Source organism: Pontibacter saemangeumensis, from assembly GCF_039541895.1.
Classification (GTDB): Bacteria; Bacteroidota; Bacteroidia; order Cytophagales; family Hymenobacteraceae; genus Pontibacter; species Pontibacter saemangeumensis.
The window spans coordinates 269,096-288,345 of record NZ_BAABHC010000039.1 but is presented as its reverse complement, the minus strand read 5'-3'; the positions used below and the strand labels follow the sequence as shown (position 1 = coordinate 288,345).

At 55.8% G+C, this 19,250-nt stretch carries 18 protein-coding genes; 8 read left to right on the top strand and 10 right to left on the bottom strand.

Translation table 11 applies throughout. The features are described 5' to 3' along the window. Nucleotides 1–13 precede the first annotated feature (13 nt). The 4 genes from ABD920_RS23615 to ABD920_RS23600 all read left to right on the top strand — a co-directional run bounded on the left by ABD920_RS23615 (nucleotide 14) and on the right by ABD920_RS23600 (nucleotide 4,600). Entirely contained in the window at nucleotides 14–796 is a 783-nt protein-coding gene (locus ABD920_RS23615; protein ID WP_345163104.1) for an N-acetylmuramoyl-L-alanine amidase family protein, read from the top strand. An 18-nt stretch (nucleotides 797–814) separates the two neighbouring features. After that, nucleotides 815–1,909, top strand: a complete 1,095-nt coding sequence (locus tag ABD920_RS23610; protein ID WP_345163101.1) for an MlaD family protein — start codon at nucleotides 815–817, stop codon at nucleotides 1,907–1,909. A 93-nt stretch (nucleotides 1,910–2,002) separates the two neighbouring features. Continuing rightward, nucleotides 2,003–3,631 (top strand): acyl-CoA carboxylase subunit beta, encoded by a 1,629-nt coding sequence (locus tag ABD920_RS23605; protein ID WP_345163098.1) that lies wholly within the window; start codon nucleotides 2,003–2,005, stop codon nucleotides 3,629–3,631. Between the two features lie 120 nt (nucleotides 3,632–3,751). Continuing rightward, nucleotides 3,752–4,600, top strand: a complete 849-nt coding sequence (locus ABD920_RS23600; RefSeq protein ID WP_345163095.1) for a transglutaminase-like domain-containing protein — start codon at nucleotides 3,752–3,754, stop codon at nucleotides 4,598–4,600. An 88-nt stretch (nucleotides 4,601–4,688) separates the two neighbouring features. Here the strand turns inward: ABD920_RS23600 and ABD920_RS23595 are convergent, their stop codons facing one another. Together ABD920_RS23595 and ABD920_RS23590 are read right to left on the bottom strand one after the other, a co-directional pair. Beyond that, complete coding sequence (locus ABD920_RS23595; RefSeq protein ID WP_345163092.1) at nucleotides 4,689–5,273, bottom strand: thioredoxin family protein; 585 nt, start codon at nucleotides 5,271–5,273, stop codon at nucleotides 4,689–4,691. Nucleotides 5,274–5,296: 23 nt separating this feature from the next. After that, nucleotides 5,297–5,932, bottom strand: coding sequence for a 4'-phosphopantetheinyl transferase superfamily protein (locus ABD920_RS23590; protein WP_345163089.1), 636 nt, complete (start codon nucleotides 5,930–5,932; stop codon nucleotides 5,297–5,299). Nucleotides 5,933–6,012: 80 nt separating this feature from the next. On the opposite strand from ABD920_RS23590, the gene ABD920_RS23585 reads away from it, so the two are divergent. From ABD920_RS23585 to folB, 3 genes are read left to right on the top strand one after another with little or no spacing between them, the layout of a single operon-like run. After that, on the top strand, nucleotides 6,013–6,966 hold the full coding sequence (locus ABD920_RS23585) for a WD40 repeat domain-containing protein (protein ID WP_345163086.1): 954 nt from the start codon (nucleotides 6,013–6,015) through the stop codon (nucleotides 6,964–6,966). Next, nucleotides 6,963–7,949, top strand: coding sequence for a DivIVA domain-containing protein (locus tag ABD920_RS23580; RefSeq protein ID WP_345163083.1), 987 nt, complete (start codon nucleotides 6,963–6,965; stop codon nucleotides 7,947–7,949). The genes ABD920_RS23585 and ABD920_RS23580 overlap by 4 nt, the downstream gene beginning before the upstream one ends. A 6-nt stretch (nucleotides 7,950–7,955) precedes the next feature. Then, nucleotides 7,956–8,312, top strand: a complete 357-nt coding sequence (gene folB / locus ABD920_RS23575) for a dihydroneopterin aldolase (protein WP_345163079.1) — start codon at nucleotides 7,956–7,958, stop codon at nucleotides 8,310–8,312. Between the two features lie 366 nt (nucleotides 8,313–8,678). On the opposite strand, the gene ABD920_RS23570 is transcribed toward folB, so the two are convergent. The 5 genes from ABD920_RS23570 to ABD920_RS23550 all read right to left on the bottom strand — a co-directional run bounded on the left by ABD920_RS23570 (nucleotide 8,679) and on the right by ABD920_RS23550 (nucleotide 13,889). Further along, the gene (locus tag ABD920_RS23570) at nucleotides 8,679–9,530 is read right to left on the bottom strand and encodes a sugar phosphate isomerase/epimerase family protein (protein WP_345163076.1); all 852 of its coding nucleotides are present in this window, start codon (nucleotides 9,528–9,530) and stop codon (nucleotides 8,679–8,681) included. 528 nt (nucleotides 9,531–10,058) lie between these two features. Further along, the gene (meaB, locus tag ABD920_RS23565; RefSeq protein WP_345163073.1) at nucleotides 10,059–11,039 is read right to left on the bottom strand and encodes a methylmalonyl Co-A mutase-associated GTPase MeaB; all 981 of its coding nucleotides are present in this window, start codon (nucleotides 11,037–11,039) and stop codon (nucleotides 10,059–10,061) included. A gap of 318 nt (nucleotides 11,040–11,357) precedes the next feature. Then, on the bottom strand, nucleotides 11,358–12,473 hold the full coding sequence (locus tag ABD920_RS23560) for a WD40 repeat domain-containing protein (protein WP_345163070.1): 1,116 nt from the start codon (nucleotides 12,471–12,473) through the stop codon (nucleotides 11,358–11,360). Between the two features lie 530 nt (nucleotides 12,474–13,003). Continuing rightward, nucleotides 13,004–13,300 carry a hypothetical protein gene (locus tag ABD920_RS23555; RefSeq protein ID WP_345163067.1) on the bottom strand — a complete coding sequence of 99 codons (297 nt, stop codon included), beginning with the start codon at nucleotides 13,298–13,300 and terminating at the stop codon, nucleotides 13,004–13,006. A 190-nt stretch (nucleotides 13,301–13,490) separates the two neighbouring features. Beyond that, nucleotides 13,491–13,889, bottom strand: a complete 399-nt coding sequence (locus tag ABD920_RS23550; protein ID WP_345163064.1) for a hypothetical protein — start codon at nucleotides 13,887–13,889, stop codon at nucleotides 13,491–13,493. An 82-nt stretch (nucleotides 13,890–13,971) separates the two neighbouring features. On the opposite strand from ABD920_RS23550, the gene ABD920_RS23545 reads away from it, so the two are divergent. Further along, entirely contained in the window at nucleotides 13,972–14,514 is a 543-nt protein-coding gene (locus ABD920_RS23545; protein WP_345163061.1) for an REP-associated tyrosine transposase, read from the top strand. A 194-nt stretch (nucleotides 14,515–14,708) separates the two neighbouring features. On the opposite strand, the gene scpA is transcribed toward ABD920_RS23545, so the two are convergent. From scpA to ABD920_RS23530, 3 genes are all read right to left on the bottom strand, one after another. After that, on the bottom strand, nucleotides 14,709–16,853 hold the full coding sequence (gene scpA, locus ABD920_RS23540) for a methylmalonyl-CoA mutase (protein WP_345163057.1): 2,145 nt from the start codon (nucleotides 16,851–16,853) through the stop codon (nucleotides 14,709–14,711). A 103-nt stretch (nucleotides 16,854–16,956) separates the two neighbouring features. Further along, on the bottom strand, nucleotides 16,957–17,349 hold the full coding sequence (locus ABD920_RS23535; protein WP_345163054.1) for a YybH family protein: 393 nt from the start codon (nucleotides 17,347–17,349) through the stop codon (nucleotides 16,957–16,959). Then, the gene (locus tag ABD920_RS23530) at nucleotides 17,336–19,204 is read right to left on the bottom strand and encodes a methylmalonyl-CoA mutase family protein (RefSeq protein WP_345163051.1); all 1,869 of its coding nucleotides are present in this window, start codon (nucleotides 19,202–19,204) and stop codon (nucleotides 17,336–17,338) included. The genes ABD920_RS23535 and ABD920_RS23530 overlap by 14 nt, the downstream gene beginning before the upstream one ends. Between the last annotated feature and the right edge of the window lie 46 nt (nucleotides 19,205–19,250).

Sequence of the window (19,250 nt, the reverse complement as noted above, 5' to 3'; positions counted from 1 at the left end):
ACTAACGAAAGTTGTGAAAAATATTGTTGCTGTTTCGTTTCTGGCTGTCGTTTTACTACTCTTCTCCTCCAGCAAGCTCGAATTCAAAAGGGATTATAAAGTGCGCACGGTGGTGATCGACGCCGGCCACGGAGGGAAGGATGTCGGGTGCAACGGTAAGTACTCGCAGGAGGCTGATGTGGCGCTGAGCCTGGCGCTGCAGGTAGGCAAGCTGATACAGCAGAACCTGCCCGATGTAAAGGTGGTGTACACCCGCAAGGATGACCATTTTGTGGAGCTGATAGACCGTGCCGGCATCGCCAACAAGAACGACGCGGACCTGTTTATATCCATTCATCTGAACTCAGGCCCGGCAACCGCCTACGGCACAGAGACTTACACCATGGGTATCCAGAAGTCGGAGGGCAACCTGCTGGTGGCCAAGCGCGAGAACTCGGTGGTGCTGCAGGAGGAAAACTACAAGGAGAACTACAACGGTTTCGACCCGAACTCACCCCAGAGCCATATCCTGTTCACGCTGCACCAAAGCGCCTACATCGACAACAGCCTGCGCTTCGCCGGCAAGGTGGAGGATGAGTTCCGCACCAAGGTCGGGCGCAAGAGCCGGGGCGTGAAGCAGGCGCCCTTCCTGGTGCTGTGGAAATCATATATGCCTAGTGTGCTGATAGAGTGCGGTTTCCTCACCAATCCGACGGAAGAGAAATTTCTTAACGATAAGACGGGGCAAACGTATATGGCATCAGGAATATACCGTGCCTTCAAAGAATACAAAAAAGAGCTGGAGGTCATGAACTAATGCGCTAATCCCCCTTACGTGAAGATATCCAAAGAAATTAAAGTAGCCCTGCTGGGTATTGTGTCCATCGTCCTGCTGTACGTCGGCTTTATGTTCCTGAAAGGATCAGATCTGTTCTCCGATACCAGGACCTACTACGTCTTGTACAACGATGTGGACGGGCTGACTTTGTCTAACCCCGTGGTGCTGAACGGGATACAGGTAGGCTCGGTGCAGGATATGAAGCTGATGCCGAAGCAGGGCAACCAGATCCTGGTGGAGCTGGACGTGCAGAAGGATATCCAGGTGGGCGATTCCACGATCGCGGCCCTTTCCAACGCTGGCCTGCTGGGCAGCAAAGCCGTTGTGCTGTACCTGGGCAACAGCACCAAAATATATAACGGCGGCGAAACGCTGATCGCCTACAAAGAGAGTAGCATCACTGACCTGATCTCCAGCAAGACAGTGCCCATCATCGACAAGGTGGATACGACCCTTGCCCGGGTAAACAGGATTTTGGAGAGTGAGGCCAAAGGAAACGTGCAGGATATACTGGCTAACACCAAGGAAACCACCGCAGCCATCAACGAGATTCTGCGCGCCAACCAGGAAAACATCAACCAGATAACGGCCAACATCAACGCCTTGACAGCCTCACTGGTGAAGACGGAGAAAAACATTAACAGGCTCGCGCAGAACATGGCTGTGATTACTGACACACTGAAGCGGGTGGAAATAACACAGCTGGTCCGGAATGCGAACAGCGCTGTGGCTGAACTGGAATCGGTCGCTGCCAAGTTAAACTCCGATAAGGGCTCCATCGGCAGGCTGATGAACGACGAGACGCTCTACGAGAACCTGACTAACTCCACTGCTGCGCTTGATGCGTTGCTACGCGACGTGCAGGCCTACCCGAAGCGGTATGTGCAGTTCTCGCTCCTGGGCCGCAAGGATAGATACAAGGTAGATGAAACCGGCCGCGTGGTGTCGCTGGAGGATGTGAAGGAGATGCAGGAACTGCACCCGGAGGAATTCAGGACCGTGCCGGACACCGTATATGTACCGGTGCCGGAGAAAGCCACCGGGGCCTCTGTGAAGCCCGCCACCCGGCCTGATGCCCTGAAATTGAACTAAGGCATACAGACTAAAATCTTATATTTGTAAAATCCGCTTCCAGGGGCGGATTTTTCTTTTACTGTCAGTCTTAACGATCCCTAAAAAGCTTGCATGGATATCGAGTTCAATAAAAACGAGGACGCCCTGAAGCAGCTGGTCTACCAGCTGAGGGTAAAACTGAAGAAAGTATATGCCGGAGGAGGGGAGAAGCGCATACAGAAAGAGCATGAAAAGGGCAAAATGACTGCCCGCGAGCGCATCGCGTACCTGCTGGACGAGGGAACGGAGTTTCTGGAGATTGCCGCCTTCGCCGGCGAAGGCATGTACGAGGAGGTGGGCGGCTGCCCGAGCGGCGGCGTGATCACCGGTATCGGCTATATAAAGGGCCGCCAGTGCGTGGTGGTAGCCAACGACGCCACGGTGAAAGCGGGGGCTTGGTTCCCGATCACGGCCAAGAAGAACCTGCGGGCACAGGAAATATCCATTGAGAACAAACTCCCCATCGTGTACCTTGTGGACAGCGCCGGCGTGTTCCTGCCGATGCAGGACGAGATTTTCCCGGACAAGGAGCACTTCGGGCGCATGTTCCGCAACAACGCGGTCATGAGCTCGATGGGCATTGTGCAGATCGCCGCCATCATGGGCAGTTGCGTGGCCGGCGGCGCCTACCTGCCCATCATGAGCGACGAGGCCCTGATCGTGGAGGGCACCGGCTCCGTGTTTCTGGCGGGCTCCTACCTGGTGAAATCGGCCATCGGCGAGACCATCGACAACGAAACGCTGGGAGGGGCCACCACGCACTCCGAGATATCCGGCGTGACGGACTACAAGTGCAAAGACGACCAGGAGGCGCTGGACCATATCCGAAAGCTCTTCGACAAGATGGGCGACAACCCGAATGCTGGCTTTAACCGGACCGAGCCTGCCGCCCCGAAACTGGACGAGCAGGAGATATATGGCCTGCTGCCCGCCGACCGGGTGAAGCCCTACGACATGATGGACATCATCCACCGGCTGGTGGATAACTCCGAGTTTGAGGCTTACAAGGCGTTATATGGGCAGACGCTGATCTGCGGCCTCGCCCGCATCGACGGCTGGTCGGTGGGCATTGTGGCGAACCAGCGCAAGATTGTGAAGAGCAAGAAAGGCGAGATGCAGATGGGCGGCGTGATCTATTCCGATTCTGCCGACAAAGCCGCCCGCTTTATCATGAACTGCAACCAGAAGAAGATTCCGCTGGTGTTTCTGCAGGACGTGTCGGGGTTTATGGTGGGGAGCAAAGCCGAGCACGGTGGCATTATAAAGGACGGTGCCAAGATGGTGAGTGCCATGGCAAACTCGGTGGTGCCGAAGTTCACCATCCTGGTGGGCAACAGCTACGGGGCCGGCAACTACGCCATGTGCGGCAAAGCCTACGACCCGCGGCTTATATATGCCTGGCCCACGGCGCAACTGGCCGTGATGAGCGGGGCGGCGGCGGCCAACACGCTGCTGCAGATCCAGGTATCGTCGCTGAAAGCCAGGGGCGAGGTGATCACGCCGGAGGCCGAGGCGGAGCTGCTGGAGCGCATCACCAACAAGTATAACGAGGAACTGTCGCCCTACTACGCGGCCGCCCGCCTGTGGGTAGACGGCATCATCGACCCGCTGGAGACGCGCAAGGTTATCTCGATGGGCATAGAAGCCGCGAACCACGCGCCCATCGAAAAGCCATACAACGTAGGCGTGATCCAGACGTGAGAAAAAATTAAAAATTGTGAATTAGAAATTAAAAATGAGGGTTTCTTTTACAGGAAGCTAAAAAGCGGTGGATTCCCAGCTTTCTAATTTCTAATTTTGAATTCCTAATTTATCCATACTGTGACGAAGAATGAAATAAAGGCGCTCATCTCGCTGTTGGAGGACAACGACCAGGAAGTGGCGCAGCATGTAGAGCAACGCATCGTGGCGTTGGGGGAGGGAATCATACCTTTTCTGGAAGAAGAGTGGGAGGAGACGCTGAACGCTGACCTTCAGAAGAAAATAGAGGACCTGATCCATAACCTGCAGTTCGAGGGGCTGCTCGACCGCCTGAAGGCCTGGAAAGAAAACGGGGCGGCGGACCTGCTGGAGGGCATGTGGCTGGTGAACTCCTACATGTACCCCGACGTGGAGTTCAGTGACATCTCCCGGACGATGGACCAGCTGTATTTTGACGCCTGGACGCACATGAAGGACGAGATGCACCCTTACGACCAGGTGAAGGCCTTGAACAACGTGCTGTTCCGGGAGAAGCGCTTTTCGGCCAACACCAAGAACTTCCACTCGCCGGCCAACTCCATGCTGCACCTCGTGCTGGAAAGCAAGCGCGGCAACCCGCTTACGCTGTGCGTGATCTATATGACGCTGGCCCAGCGCCTCGGCATGCCGGTATATGGCGTGAACCTGCCCAACCTGTTCATCCTGACCTATAAGCTGGATGGGGTGCAGTTTTACATCAACGTCTACAACAAAGGCCTGATCCTCTCCAAAGCCGACATCGATAACTATATCCTGCAGCTCAACCTCAACCCGATGGATATCTTTTATGAGCCCTGCGCGAACCTGGATGTGGTGAAGCGGGCTCTCCGCAACCTCGCTTTCTCTTTCGAGAAGATGGATGACCTGGAGAAAGCCACCGAAATCACGAAGCTGCTCACGGCCATCACAGACGACGACAGCCAGTTGTAGCAGGATTAACTCAAACCCTATATATAAAAGCGGAAGGCAGCCTTATATGGGCTGCCTTCCGCTTTTATATATAGGGTGCTAAATTGCGTTAGTATTTCTTGATCAGGCAGCCCGTGGCACGTTTTTCCAGCGTTGCGACTGTTTTATTGGCCAGCACGGCGTCTATTACGTTTTTCAGATAGTAGTTCTTCACGCTGCTCGCTACCTGCGGATTGTCGTCGATGGCGCCTTTGTACTTCAGCACAAACTCACCGCCGCTGTTCTGCAGCACAAACGCTTCGGGTGTTTTTGTGGCCCCAAACTGCTTGCTCAGGCGCTGCCCTTCATCGGCGAGGTAAGGGAAGCTGTAGTTCTTGGCGGCCATCGCCTCCAGCGTTTCGCTGCTGTCGCCCACGCCGGGGTTCACGAAAAGGAACTGGACGCCCTGCCCGGCGTAGGTGCTGGCGAGCGAAATAAGCCTGCCTTCGTACAATTTTGAGTACGGGCACTGGTTGTTGGTAAACACCACGACAACCGTTTTGGCATTTGCAAAGTCACTCAGCGACGTGTTCTTGTTGTTGGTGGCCTTTAGCGAGAAATCAGCCACTTTATCCCCCAACTGGTAGCCGCCAGACTGTGCGATGGCGCCAACTGAGAGAAGCAAGGCTGTAGCAAGGGAGGCTAAGTATTTCATACAAGTAGGGTTTAAAGTCTTATTTATGATTCGTCGATGCAGTAGGTGAGCACGTGGTGCTGTATGATATCGTGCTGAATACGGTACAATTTAGAAAAATTCCCGGTATGCACACGCCCCAGCAGTACATTTGGCTCGGGAGCCGGCCTTAGCAGTAAATTCTCCCGCAACACCAGCCGCTTCCGGCTGTAGAGTTTGTAGAGTGTTTCCTTCGCGCTCCAGTACAGGCAGGTTTTCGTTTCGTCGGAGGCTGTGTGCTCTTTCTCCGCCTCTGTCAGAAACTTATCCACCACACGCAGCGCTTTCGGGGTAATCAATTCAATATCTATGCCAACCTTATGTCTATCTGAAAGTATAACGGCGGCCAGCTGCGGCGAGTGCGTGATGGAAACGTGCAGGGGGTGGCCGGGGAAGTAAGGCATGCCCTCTTCGGTGCGGGCCAGTACCAGCGGCTCCGAGGTGAAATTTTGCAGCAACCGGTACACAAGCACCCGGCTGGCCACCCACTCCTGCCGCCGCCGCGGGTGAACCTTGCCTTCCAGAGCGCTCACATCAGCGTGGGGGGGCAGGGCCGCATACAAGTCAGCCGCTGGCTCCTGCAGCTGCCATATGCCCAGCCAGGTGTGGGCGTCAATTTTTTTGGTGAGCAGGAGGGGCATAGGCAATAAGGCGTGGGTACGGATGTTTTATATAGACAGGGCCAGCGGTTCGGGCTATTTGTTGTAAATTTAGCTAAAGTTTGAGACTAAGCAGATACACGGCCATGGCCAGCAACATGCAAGTACAGAAAATAACCACCCTCACCGGCCACCGCGACTGCGTGTACACCCTCGAGCGGTCAGGGGAGGAGCACGTCTTCTTCTCCGCCGCCGGCGATGGCATGGTGGTGGCCTGGGACCTGAACAACCCGGAGACAGGCGAGCTGATGGCGCGGGTGAGCACCTCGGTGTATGCGCTGCGGTATATACCCGGCCGAAACCTGCTGCTCGTCGGGCAGAACCAGGAAGGGCTGCAGGTCATCGACCTGGAAGACAAGAAGATCCTCAAGTCGGTGCCGCTGCCGAAGGTGGCCATATTTGACATCTTATATATACCCGAACTGCAGAAGGTATTCGTGGCGATGGGCAACGGCGCGGTCTGCGTGCTGCACGGCGACACCTTCGAGTTGCAGACCATTATCCGGAAATCCGAGAAAAGCGCCCGCAGCCTGGCCTATAACCCGCGGACGCAGGAGCTGGCCGTTGGCTACAGCGATAATATTATCCGGGTATATGATGCCGAAACCCTGGACCTGAAGCACGAGCTCGACTCGCATGCCAACTCGGTGTTCACGGCGGCTTACTCCCCGGACGGGCAGCTGCTGCTGACGGGCAGCCGCGACGCGCACCTGCGGGTGTGGGAGGTGGCGAATGGCTACAAAGAGCGCGGCTACACCATCGCCCACATGTATACCATCAACCACCTGACCTATAGCCCCGACGGCCGCTTTTTTGCCACCTGCAGCATGGACAAGTCGATAAAAGTGTGGGATGCGCAGACCTTTAAACTGCTGAAGGTGATTGACAAGGTGCGGAACGCCAGCCACGGCACCTCGGTAAATAAATTATTTTGGTCGGCTCATCAGAATCAGTTAGTTTCGTGTAGTGACGACCGCACCATTTCGGTTTGGGATATTAAACAGGTTGAGTTATGAAGATTACACCATTAGAGATCAGACAAAAGACGTTTGAGAAGGCTTTCAGGGGGTTAGACAAGGACGAGGTGAACGCCTTTTTGATGACCCTCTCGCAACAGTGGGAAAAGTTGCTGGATGAGAACAAAGACCTGCGCATGAAACTGGACGCTTCGCACCGCGAGACCCAGAAACTGCGCGAGGTGGAATCTTCGCTCTACAAAACCCTGAAAACCGCCGAGGATACCGGTAACAGCATTTTAGAGCAGGCGACCAAGTCGGCTGAGCTGCGGGGCCGGGAGGCGGAGCTGAAGGCCAACGAGCTGCTGAACCAGGCCCGCAACCAGGCCCGGCAGGTGCTGGAGGAGGCCACCAAGCAATCCGAGAAGCTGGTGGCCGAGATGCAGCACGAGGTGAAGGCGCTGGAGCAGGATTACCAGCGCATGGAAGGCCACCTCGACACGATGGTGCGCGAGCTGAAGAACCTGGCCAACGAGGCCCTGGAGCGTGCCGAGAAGACAAAGGCAAAACCTAAAACCAGTACACAGAGTATTCTTTCAAGAGCCGCCAACGTAAGAATCGAAAGCGCTGAGCTGCTGAAAAGCCTGAAAGACATGAACACGACCCCTGAAAGTAAAACCATACAGCTGGCAGAAACCACTGCCTCCAACGCGGCAGTGGCGGCCATCGGCAACGCAAACGGCTACCACCCGCTCGGTGACCCGGCTCCGGACGTCACGCAGCCGCAGCCAGAGGTGCCTAACCCGATAGAGCCAACCGTGCCGAACATCCCTTCTCCTGAGATCGAGCAGCCGTCGCCGGACTATCCGGGCCGTGTGCCAGCCCCGGACATTGAGCAGCCGATACCGGATATACAGCCTGTTACACCAGACAAGCCGGAGATTCAGCCGCCGCTCACGGAGCCGTCGCGCAACAGCAATAGCTACGCCCCCCGCGTGCCGGTGCGTGAAACTGCCGGCTCTTTCTTCGACGAGATAGGCTAAGCATATATGGGACAGATTGCGCTGGAGGGCATGGAGTTCTTCGCTTTCCACGGCTTTTATGACGAGGAGCAGAAGATCGGCAACAAGTACGGCGTCGACCTATATATAGATACCGACCTGCGCCGCGCCGCCGAAAGCGACGACCTGCACCAGACCGTGAACTACGAGGTGCTCTACAAGCTGGTGCTGGCTGAAATGAAAGCGCCCGCCCGCCTGCTCGAGCACTTGGGCCACCGCATCATCGACAAGGTATATGACAAATTCCCGTTCGTGGCTTCGGTGAAAGTGCAGGTGTATAAATTCAACCCGCCGCTCGGCGGCATCTGCAAATGGGCGAAAGTCAGTTTAGAAGAAACGAGGTGATTGTTGATTCATATAGCATATATAAAATGAGCCGGCTCTGCAAAAAGCCGGCTCATTTTGCTTTTATATCCAACCGCCCCCACCCCTCCTGTGGGTGAAGGCACCCCTTTAGAGTCTAAGGAGGGGAGTCTGCTATTGTGTCCTCCAACTTTAAAAGCTATAGTTGATGATATTGTTGTGAAACAAACACATTGTATATAACCATATATAGCAAGGTTTCTGAGGTACTGAGGAAAGGAGAAGGGAAAACTCCCCTGCTGGAGGTAGGGGTTGGAGCGGGCAGGAGTAAAAAGCAATAGTGTTCGCGAACAACTCTTTTTACTCCCGTTTGCTCTTACCCCTTCCAAATAGTGTGCGAAAGAAACGTTATTTCAGATCCTTCACTGTTTCCCTGAAGTAGGCCACGCTCGCTTGCACATCGGGCACGTTGTTATCCCAGTTGTGTTCGTATTCAACGGAGAACAAGCCTTTGAAGCCTTGTCTTTTAAGCTCCTGCAGCACCGCATCCACCTGCGACACCCCCTGGCCCCAGTGCACATCATGGGCTTTTCTGCTTTTCTCACTCAAATCTTTCATGTGCAGCTGCACGATATGGCCCTCCAGCTTTTTCAGGCATTCCACCGGATCCAGTCCGGAGCGTACCCAGTGGCCGATATCGGCACAGGCGCCTATGCGCTTGCTTTGTCCCTGCAAGGCATTTAGCACCACATCCGGGTTCCAGTAATGGGAAGGCTCGGGGTGGTTATGAATGGCCAGGTTAATTTTATACTCGTCGCAGAGTTGCGAGAGCAGGGGGGTGAATTTTTCATTGGGTTCGGAGGTGATGTTCTCCATGCCCATGGCTTTGGCGAATTCGAATAGCTGCCGCCAGTCGGCTTCGTTGTTAGCCCCGACGACGCCGTAAGAAATGGCCTTCACGCCTTTCTCTTCCAGCATTTTTAAAATCTGCTCCCTCTTTTCCGCTGGCATATGGTAATCCATTTTGCCCTCTATGCCCCCGCCAATGGTCTGGCCGGGAAACGCTTCAACATACTTCAAATCGCACTCCTTGATTTTATCGATGGCCTCAAAAAAGGTGAAACGGTTAAAGGTGTAGGCCTGGGCGCCGAGTTTCCAGTCCATCCTGGCCTCCGGGGTTGCTTCCACGGCTTTCTGGCTGCCTGCACAGGACGTAAACAGGCACAAGGCCAGAAGCAGCATGGGGTAAATGTGTTTCATGGTTTAGAGATTTTTAAGATCAGGAAAATAAATGATAGAGATTTATGTAAGGTCGCGTAGCAGAGGCTGTGCTTAGGAATCCGTATAAACCAGCGTGTGCAACGACCAGTGTCCCTAAAGTTAAGGTGTGGGATGAGATGATCAAAGCAATCTTTGGTTTTAGCTATATATGTTTTGTTTCGATACACTTAGACAGGCGTACATTAAACCCACCACTGCCTCTCCGGGGCTAATCTTGCAGGGAAGATCAGGCAGCCCTCCAAATTGAAGAAGCGGCTATCTCTTAAGATGATATACCGCCAGTTTGAGCAAAGCTTTCGCTAAACTTGCGGCATGCATTCATGAGTTACATGTTTCCACCTACAAAATGAGGTCTGAAGGGGGCAGGGGCGGGGTATTGTTCAGCTGATATATATCGCGCGTCTTGCATTATATATAGATTCAGGTAGGAGGTAGGTACGATAACCAAGTCACGAGATATACAATGCCAGGCGCACCGCTTCTAAAGGAAGCAGGGTATATGTTATGTTACACCAGCTTTAGCAATTGCGCCGCCGCGGCAAAGGCTGATTTCTGCCCGTCCTTCACCTGCGCGGCGATAGCCGGTAGTTGCTCCTTCACCTGTTGATGGGCATAGAAATTCTCCTCCAGCCCCTGGCGAATGGCCTCGTACAGCCACTGCAGATTCTGGCTGCGGCGCTTTTGCTCAAAAAAGCCGTTGCTTTGCGTGAGTTGCAGGTAGTTATATATGGTTTGCCAGATGGTGTCGAGGCCGGTTTTTTCGAGGGCAGAGCAGGTGCTGACCTGCGGCAGCCAGCCTGAGGCGGCCTTCGGGTACAGGTGCAGGGCGTTCCGGTATTCGGCGCGGGCGGCGTTGGCTTTTGGTAAGTTCGAGCCGTCGGCTTTGGTGATGGCGATGGCATCGGCCATTTCCATGATGCCGCGCTTGATGCCCTGCAGTTCGTCGCCTGCGCCGGCCAGCATCAGCAACAGGAAAAAATCGACCATGGCATGCACCGCCGTCTCCGACTGGCCCACCCCGACGGTCTCCACGAAAATGGTGTCAAAGCCAGCCGCCTCGCACAGGATGATGGACTCGCGTGTGCTCCGGGTAACGCCGCCCAGCGACTTGCCAGCCGGGGAGGGCCGTATGAAGGCCTGCGGGTTCGTTGCCAGCGCATCCATCCGTGTTTTGTCGCCGAGGATGCTGCCGCCGGAGCGCTGGCTGCTTGGGTCTACGGCCAGCACCGCCAGCTTTTTCTGCTGCTCCCGGATCAGGTATAGGCCAAAGGCTTCAATGAACATGCTTTTCCCGACGCCGGGTACTCCCGTAATGCCAATACGGACGGCATTGCCAGCGCTTGGCAGCACGGCAGCAATTACTTCCTGCGCCAGCTCCTGGTCAGAGGGTAGCTTGCTTTCCACCAGCGTAATGGCACGGCTCAGCATCACCCGGTCTCCGGCTAAAATGCCCGCTATATAGGTATCTGCACTGAATCGCTTGGCCAAGGGCTTCTGGGGTTAAGTTTAGGAATAGAGACTTCTTTCACAAATTTAAACTTATTGCGTAAAGTGCCATAGCCATGCCGGCGCCAAACACTAAAAATGGGGCGCGTCCTTTTCCGTGTTCAACTCAAACTCACCCTTATTTACCTCCCATTCCGAACAAGTTTTGCTGGCAGCATTTGCCTTCTGCACGAAAGTGATGCTGTATGTCTGCAACAGCAAAGCCAGCCTATATAGAAGCTGGCTTTGCCATAATCTGGCCCGCAGGTGATATATAAACTGGAGACTTTGAGGGTCTGTTCCTTGTACTTTTATCCGATGCTAAAATCCTTGAGCGAAGTTTGGCAGGCCTAAGTCGCTTTTATATTTCCCTAAGTGGAAACCGTCGTCGGTGTAGGTGCTGGCCTTGCCCTTAGCGTTTGGGTTGCTGATCACACCCAGGTAGCGGTTGTCCTGGCGGGCAACATAAATCTTGCCGTCCGGCGCCAGTTGCAGCGCGCCTATCCTTGGGCTGGCAGAGGTGCCCACCACCACCGCTGATTTCGCAATGGCGTCGGGGGAGCCGGCAGATAGATCAAACTGAATGATCTGCGCCTTGCCGCCTCCAACACCGTTGGCAGAGCCGTATAATTTGGTGCCATCCGGCGAGAAAACCACGCCATAAGCCTCCTCATAGCCTTTCAGCAGGATAGGGTCCGACACTTTGCCTGTGCTGCGGTCGAAGGAGAGGATTTCGAAGTTACTGTCGGCATCCCAGAGCGCAGCGGCCAGTTTGGTGCCATCCGGGGAGGGCACCAGGTAGCCGATGGCCTTGCGGTTGGGGCCGCCGTGCACGGTGCCTACGTTGCTGAGTACCGGCTGCACGCTTACGCCATCTGCCGACACCAGGAAGGCCATATAGCCGTTGCTGTTCCAGCGGTGCGCGATCACCCACCAGTCGAGGTTGTTGCTGTGGCGCACGGCGGTCAGTTTCTCGGTGGCCGGGGCAATCAGGAAGTTGTTGCGGGATACGATGTCGCCGAACCCCGAGGCCTTCCGCATATCCACCACGCTGTAGCGCAACCCATCCGACTGGGCCTGGATGTCGGTGGTGAAGATATAGAAGGTGCTGTCGTTGCCCGGCTTCGGAATGATCAGCGCAGACTGTGTGGAGGACTTGCCGCCCATCAGGCCGTTGCCGTTTGGCATCACGCGGTGGTTACGGTTCCAGACGGTGATGCCGTTGGTATATAAGAGCAGGTTTCCGTCTTTGTCCGACAGGGAGGCGCTTCCTTCCTCCGTAAACAGCCTGCTGCCGGTGGCAGTCACTGAATCGCCGGAAAAAACAATGCCCGCGCCCTTGCCGAAGAACCAGTTCGATTTTTCGCCTTGCGCGGAGGCCGTAAAGCTGCATATAAAAAGCAGGGCCGCTGCCGCCAGGTATCTGAAGTTGATCATGTTGGTGTGCTTTGATTCCTAACGCAGCTTTTGCAAACGTAGTGCCAAGTGTGCCGGGGCCTGGGTTATATATAGCGGGAGGCAAAGTGGCTTGGCTGCAATTAAGAAAAAGAGACGCAAAATAGTGCGCCTCTACAAAAAAATAAAATCAGCACGGAAGCATCGTCACTTCTGCAGGGCTGTTTCCAGTTCCTCCACGTTGTATATATCCAACAGTTTACCGCTACACTTCTATGGTTCGCTTGGTCCAGTTGCGGGAGACGACATCTGCCAGCCGGTCGTGATAGTAATTGCGGCGATGTCTCTGCAGCGGGGCTGCCGCCCGGGTGGGGCAACCGGGATATATAATACAGTCGCGGTATATATAAGCGGGTTTACTGTGGATCGTTGTCCGGATTTATAGAAAAGGATATAACACTAACCTACGGTTGCGGGGATTTTACATGATGCTTTGCGCTATATGGCACAAGGCGAAGAGGCAGGTAATCGCCTGCCTCTTTGCATGATCTTCTGATATAGGAGTCAAATCATTAATCGGTTGTCGTTCCTCCTGCTGTTGTGCCCGTGGTTGCAGATCCATCGGTCGTGCCGGTTGTTGACCCCGTTGTTGTTGTTCCGGCCGTGGTGGCGCCAGTTGCCCCTCCGGCTGTAGTGCTGGAAGTGGTTGCCCCTGCATCGGTCATGTCGTCCTCGGGGTCGGTTACCTGTGTGTCACCGGAAGTGGACTCCGGAGGCGTGTCGCCGTTAGTGCCTTCAGCACAGGAGGTTAATGCCAGGGTTGTTCCCAGGAGCAGTGCTGCGGCCATTGGTATCATTCGTTTTTTCATCCTGCTGGTGGTTAATGGTTGCACGCAGGTTGAAGTGCCGGCGCTGCGTTGAATGGTTCCGGCAGCAGGTAAACGAAAGGCGTTCTGAGCGGCCTCTCCTGTTCCTGCTTTCACAGAACAATACCTTAAAACGTGTGCCAGCTAGTTTGGTTTATATTGGAAGCCGTTTCTTCTATGACCGGCATCGGGACTATGGCTGGAAAGGCTCTTTCCGGAACGACACCTGGCTCATGGCATCCTTTTCGTATACAGCTGCCGTGTAGGGCCGGAACTGCTGCTCAAAATTCTCCTCCCCCGGATATACCTCACCCGGCGCCGGTTTGCCTTTCAGAAAGAAATACACTTTGGTGTTGCCGTACTTGGTATGCGGCATATAGTCGCCGTACGCGCGCATCTCATCCCAAAGCGTGTCGGCCACCGTCACGGCATATATCCGGACGATGGGGCCGGTGTTGTTCTCGTTCCGGTACATGGCCACCTCTTTAAAGTCTCCCGCCAGATCATCGACACCGGGTTGGGAAAAGGAATCATATATAAACCAGATGATGAGAGCGGCGGCTATGAGGAGGAGTATGGTTTTTAGCTTCATGGGAAGTTACATAAGCAGTTTACATGCTGGGGCAGGTTCTCTTTCAGCAACAGTTACTGCTTCCCCTGCGTCTTATCACTGCATGAGCCTCAAATATAAAGCTTCTAATCCGGATGGCATTTACTTCATCACGTTAACTGTGGTGGAATGGGCGGATGTATTTACCCGGCGCGATTACTGTGAACTGCTGTGCGACAGTTTGGGGTATTGTCAGCAAAAGAAAGACCTGACGCTTTATGCCTGGTGCATCATGACGAATCATGTGCATTTGATCTGCTCTGCCCCAAAGCTACCGGATGTGATGCGCGACCTGAAGAAGTACACATCAAGGTTTTTGGTAGAAGCCATCAAGACTAATCCGAAGGAAAGCAGGAAGAACTGGCTCCTTTGGCTGTTTAAGAGTGCCGCAGAGAAGAGTAGCAGCCATGGCGAGCATCAGTTCTGGCAATTAGGCGGCCATTATGTGGAGCTGAACATGAATGGGCTGCTGGCGCAACGGCTGGAGTACCTACATCAGAATCCGGTGAAGGCTGGCTTTGTGGAGGAGCCGGAGCAGTGGTACTACAGCAGCGCCAGAGATTATGCAGGAGAAAAAGGCAGGCTGGAGGTGGTGCTTCTTGAGTAGCGGGAAGGTTAAATCTGGCGCCGGTATCCAACCGGTGCCTGGGGTGGGCGTGAGTCTCCGGACTCACTGGGGCAGTATAAAAGCGAGTCTGGAGACTCGCCACACGCAACGCGTCACCGGTTGGATACCGGCGCCAGGTTATATATAGCCGCAGCTGAACCTGCCAACCGCGGTTATATATACTTCTGCTTCTCTCAGCTCTTCACTTTTCCAATCAACTTCTCCAGTATATGCTGCGCGGCCACCGAGATAATGGTGCCTGGTCCGAAAATGCCCGCGGCGCCTGCTTTGTAGAGGAAATCATAGTCCTGTGCCGGGATCACGCCGCCCACGATCACCATAATGTCGGCGCGGCCCAGCTTGCGGAGTTCCTCGATGAGCTGCGGCACCAGCGTCTTATGGCCTGCCGCCAGTGAGGAGACGCCCACCACGTGCACGTCGTTTTCGGCGGCCTGCATGGCTACTTCGGCGGGCGTCTGGAACAGCGGGCCGATGTCCACGTCGAAGCCGAGGTCGGCGAAGGAGGTGGCGATGACCTTGGAGCCGCGGTCGTGGCCGTCCTGGCCCATTTTCGCCACCATGATGCGGGGACGGCGGCCTTCCAGTTCCTCAAACTGATCGGCCATGGCCTTGGCGCGCGCAAAGTTCTCGTCGTCCGAGAGCTCAGCCGAGTAAATACCTGATATAGATCTGATCACTGCTTTATGTCTCCCATATACTTTCTCCAAAGCGTCTGATATCTCGCCCAGCGTAGCGCGGGAACGTGCGGCCTCTACGGCCAGTTCCAGTAAATTGCCAGCTCCCGATTCGGCGGCTGCCGTTAATACATCCAGCGATTGCTCTACCGCCGCGTCATCGCGGTTCGCTTTTATATGTGCCAGGCGGCGCAGCTGCGACTCCCGCACGGCGGTGTTGTCGATGTCCAGGATGTCGATTTCCTGGATTTGCTCCGGCTTGTACTTGTTCACGCCCACGATTACGTCCTTGCCCGCGTCGATGCGCGCCTGCTTGCGGGCGGCGGCTTCCTCGATGCGCATCTTTGGCAGGCCGGTTTCGATGGCTTTGGCCATACCGCCCAGTTCCTCCACTTCCTGCATCAGCGCCCAGGCCTTGTGCGCCAGCTCGTGCGTCAGGGCCTCCACGTAATAGGAGCCGCCCCAGGGGTCTACCACTTTGGTGATGTTTGTTTCCTGCTGCAGGTAGATCTGTGTGTTGCGGGCAATGCGGGCCGAGAAATCCGTGGGCAGGGCGATGGCCTCGTCGAGGGCATTGGTGTGCAGACTCTGCGTGCCTCCGAGCGCTGCGGCCAGGGCCTCTACGCAGGTGCGCGTCACGTTGTTGAAAGGGTCCTGCTCCGTCAGGCTCCAGCCGGACGTCTGGCAGTGTGTGCGCAGCGCCAGCGATTTCGGGTTTTTCGGCTTGAACTGCTTGATCATCTTGGCCCACAGCATACGGGCGGCGCGCAACTTAGCGATCTCCATGAAATGATTCATGCCGATGGCCCAGAAGAAGGAGAGGCGCGGCGCGAAATCGTCAATGTCCATCCCGGCCTTCAGGCCCGTCCGCACATATTCCAGCCCGTCGGCCAGGGTATAAGCCAGCTCCAGGTCGGCGGTGGCCCCGGCCTCCTGCATATGGTAGCCCGAGATGGAGATAGAGTTAAAGCGCGGCATATGCTTCGACGAAAACTCGAAGATGTCGGCGATGATTTTCATGCTGGGCTCCGGCGGGTATATATAGGTGTTGCGCACCATGAACTCCTTCAGGATATCGTTCTGGATGGTGCCGCTCAGCTGCTCCGGCTTCACGCCCTGCTCTTCGGCGGCCACGATATAAAAGGCCATAATCGGGAGCACCGCCCCGTTCATCGTCATCGACACGGACATCTTGTCCAGCGGAATCTGGTCGAAGAGTATCTTCATATCCTCCACCGAGTCGATGGCGACCCCGGCCTTGCCCACATCACCCACCACGCGCGGGTGGTCGGAGTCGTAGCCGCGGTGGGTGGCCAGGTCGAAGGCGACAGACAGCCCTTTCTGGCCCCCGGCCAGGTTGCGGCGGTAAAAGGCGTTGCTTTCCTCGGCGGTGGAGAACCCGGCGTACTGGCGGATCGTCCAGGGCTTCTGCACGTACATGGTGCTGTAGGGGCCGCGCAGGTAAGGCGGCAGGCCCGCGGCAAACCCAAGGTGCTCAAATGCCTGCGCGTCTTCCGATGTATAGTAGCTCTTCACCTCTATCTGCTCCGGCGTCTTCCAGGCAGTGGCGGTGGCCGGCGCTTTCGGCCGCTTATCGGGGGCGGCAATTTGGGTGAGATCTATTTTAGAAAAGTCTGGTTTCATTTTTAGACGTTAGATATGAGATGCAAGGCACAAGACTTGGCAGATGTGACTTCACCGTACTTTCTTTTACGAGTAACAATAAACGACATACGAACAACGCACCTCAGCTTGCGTGTTCGGATGTGGCGACCCATCTGCCGTTCACGTTTTTCCAGAGCTGTGAGGAGACGCCGCCCATCAGGCGCTTGCCTTCCCGCTCGATCTTCCATCTGAAAACATAATACACCGCCTCCGGCGACAGTTGCTCGATATACAGCGGCTCGTAGGTATATATGCCCATCTGGCTTTTGTCTGCAAAATCAGCCCGGAACATATCCAGCACCTGCTGGTACCCTTTCTCCACGCCGGTTTTGCTGATCCAGCGCATCTCCGGGGAGTTCCAGTAAAAGGCCATGGCGGTCTCGAGGTCGCCGTTGTTCCACGCCTGCACCTGCCCGTCCAGGGCCTGCTGCACGGCCGGTATGGCGCCGTTATGAGCGGGTTCAGCTGTTGTCATCGCCTTCGGTTCCGTGTAATTTCCTGTTCACCAGCTCGATGATGGTCGACATGTCGCAGCCTTCGAAGATGAACTCGTCATACCCGTTCGCCACCATTTCCGCCTTCATATGCGCCGGGTCAGCGGCCAGTATAATGGTTGGCTTGGCGTGGTGGTTGCGCAGCCTCGGGCCGAACTCATGCACATAGGCCGTCTCCGAGGCCGAAACCACGATAACCTCGGCGCCGACCCGTTCTAGGTTCTCCGAGGCGTCCTCCACCGACCCGAAATGCACTACTTCCGTCTCAAACCCGGCGCAGCTGAAAAACTCCTGGGCAAAGGTGGCGTTGACGTGCCGCTTGATCGCCTCCCCGACAATGGCTACCACTGCTTTCGGGCGGCGCCTGCGCTTGCGCAGGTGCAGTTCTGTCGCCATGCGCATCACCTCGGTCGGGTAGGCGGCGCGGGTCGTGTCGAAATGGGCGCTCTGGATCAGCTCTTCCGGGTCGAAGCTTATTCTCTCCTTCGGGTTCGGGTATTTGTTGGTGCCCACCAGCACATCTTTGCCCGTGGCGATGTTGCGGAACTTCCGGCGGTTCACTTCCGTGATCGTGCCGAGTATATGGCCGCTCTCGTAAGCAGCCTCAAAACCACCCAGGGCCTCTGTCTCCCTGAATAACTGCCAGGCGCTGGCAGCCAGTTGGTGCGTCAGCGACTCCAGGTAATAGGAGCCGGCGGCGGGGTCAACGGCCTTGTCCAGGTAAGCTTCTTCTTTCAGGATGGTGGAGACGTTGCACGCGATCCGCGACGAGAACTCCGTCGGTTTCTGGAATGTGGCGTCGAATGGCGCCACCGTAAGCGAGTCGCACCCGGCCATTACGGCAGCCATGGCCTCCGTGGTGGCGCGCAGCATGTTCATATAGGGGTCGAGGGTGGTCTCGTACCAACTGGAAGTAACGCTGTGGATGCGCAGCTTGGCCGCCAGCGCGGGCTCGCCATACGCCTCCGCAACCGCCGCCCACAGCAACCGCACGGCGCGCAGCTTCGCGATCTCGAAAAAATAATTGGTACCGGCGCCCATATAGAACTGCATGTTGCGCAACACGGACTCCAGTTGCTCGCCGGCATTGGTGAGCCTGTCTATATAGGCGACGGCGGCACCGAGGGTATAGGCTATTTCCTGCGTAACAGAAGCGCCGATGCCACTGAAGTTGGTGCCGTTTACCGTGATGCCGTAAAAGTCGATGCTGTCTTTGGTCAGGTCGAGCACGCGGGCGGTGCAGGCGCGCTCCTCCTTTGTCAGGGCGCCTTTGGCCGTCATTGGGTCATACACCACAAAGCCTTTCAGGTTGCGGTGCGATACCTGCCGTGCCCGCAGTGCGCCGTAGAGTTGCTCCAGGAAGGATTTCGGTTGCTCCTGCAAGGCATAACTGATGCTGTGGCGGCAGACATCGACGGTGCTGATGAGGTAATCAATGTCAAAATCAGCCGGGTGGCGGAGCTTGAAAAGGATTCCGTCGGCCCCGCGTTGCAGCGCATCGGCCGCTGTATCGATGGCAGCCCGGCTATGCTCCTCCACCTGTACCTGCTGCACGTTCAGCCAGTCGTTCACGCCGGTTTTAACGCCGCGCAGAAACGGGAAATCCCCCGGCTTCTGCTGCGCAAACGGCAGGCCGGCAGTGTCTTTGGCGGTATAATAGGGTTTTATATCGATGTCTTCGTAGGTGTGCCAGGTCAGGCTTTCGAGAGGGGTGTCGCGCAGCTCCTGCCGGACTTTCTCCTCCCATGCAGCGGCCTCCGCTAAAGGGCCGCTACCGCTGGCTTTCTGGAACTCGGTGAAAAGCTTCTGAGGCTGTTGCTGCTCTTCTGTCGTCATGCGTTTATCTATGTGCGTTGTAAAGATATGCTTTTTACCTTACGAT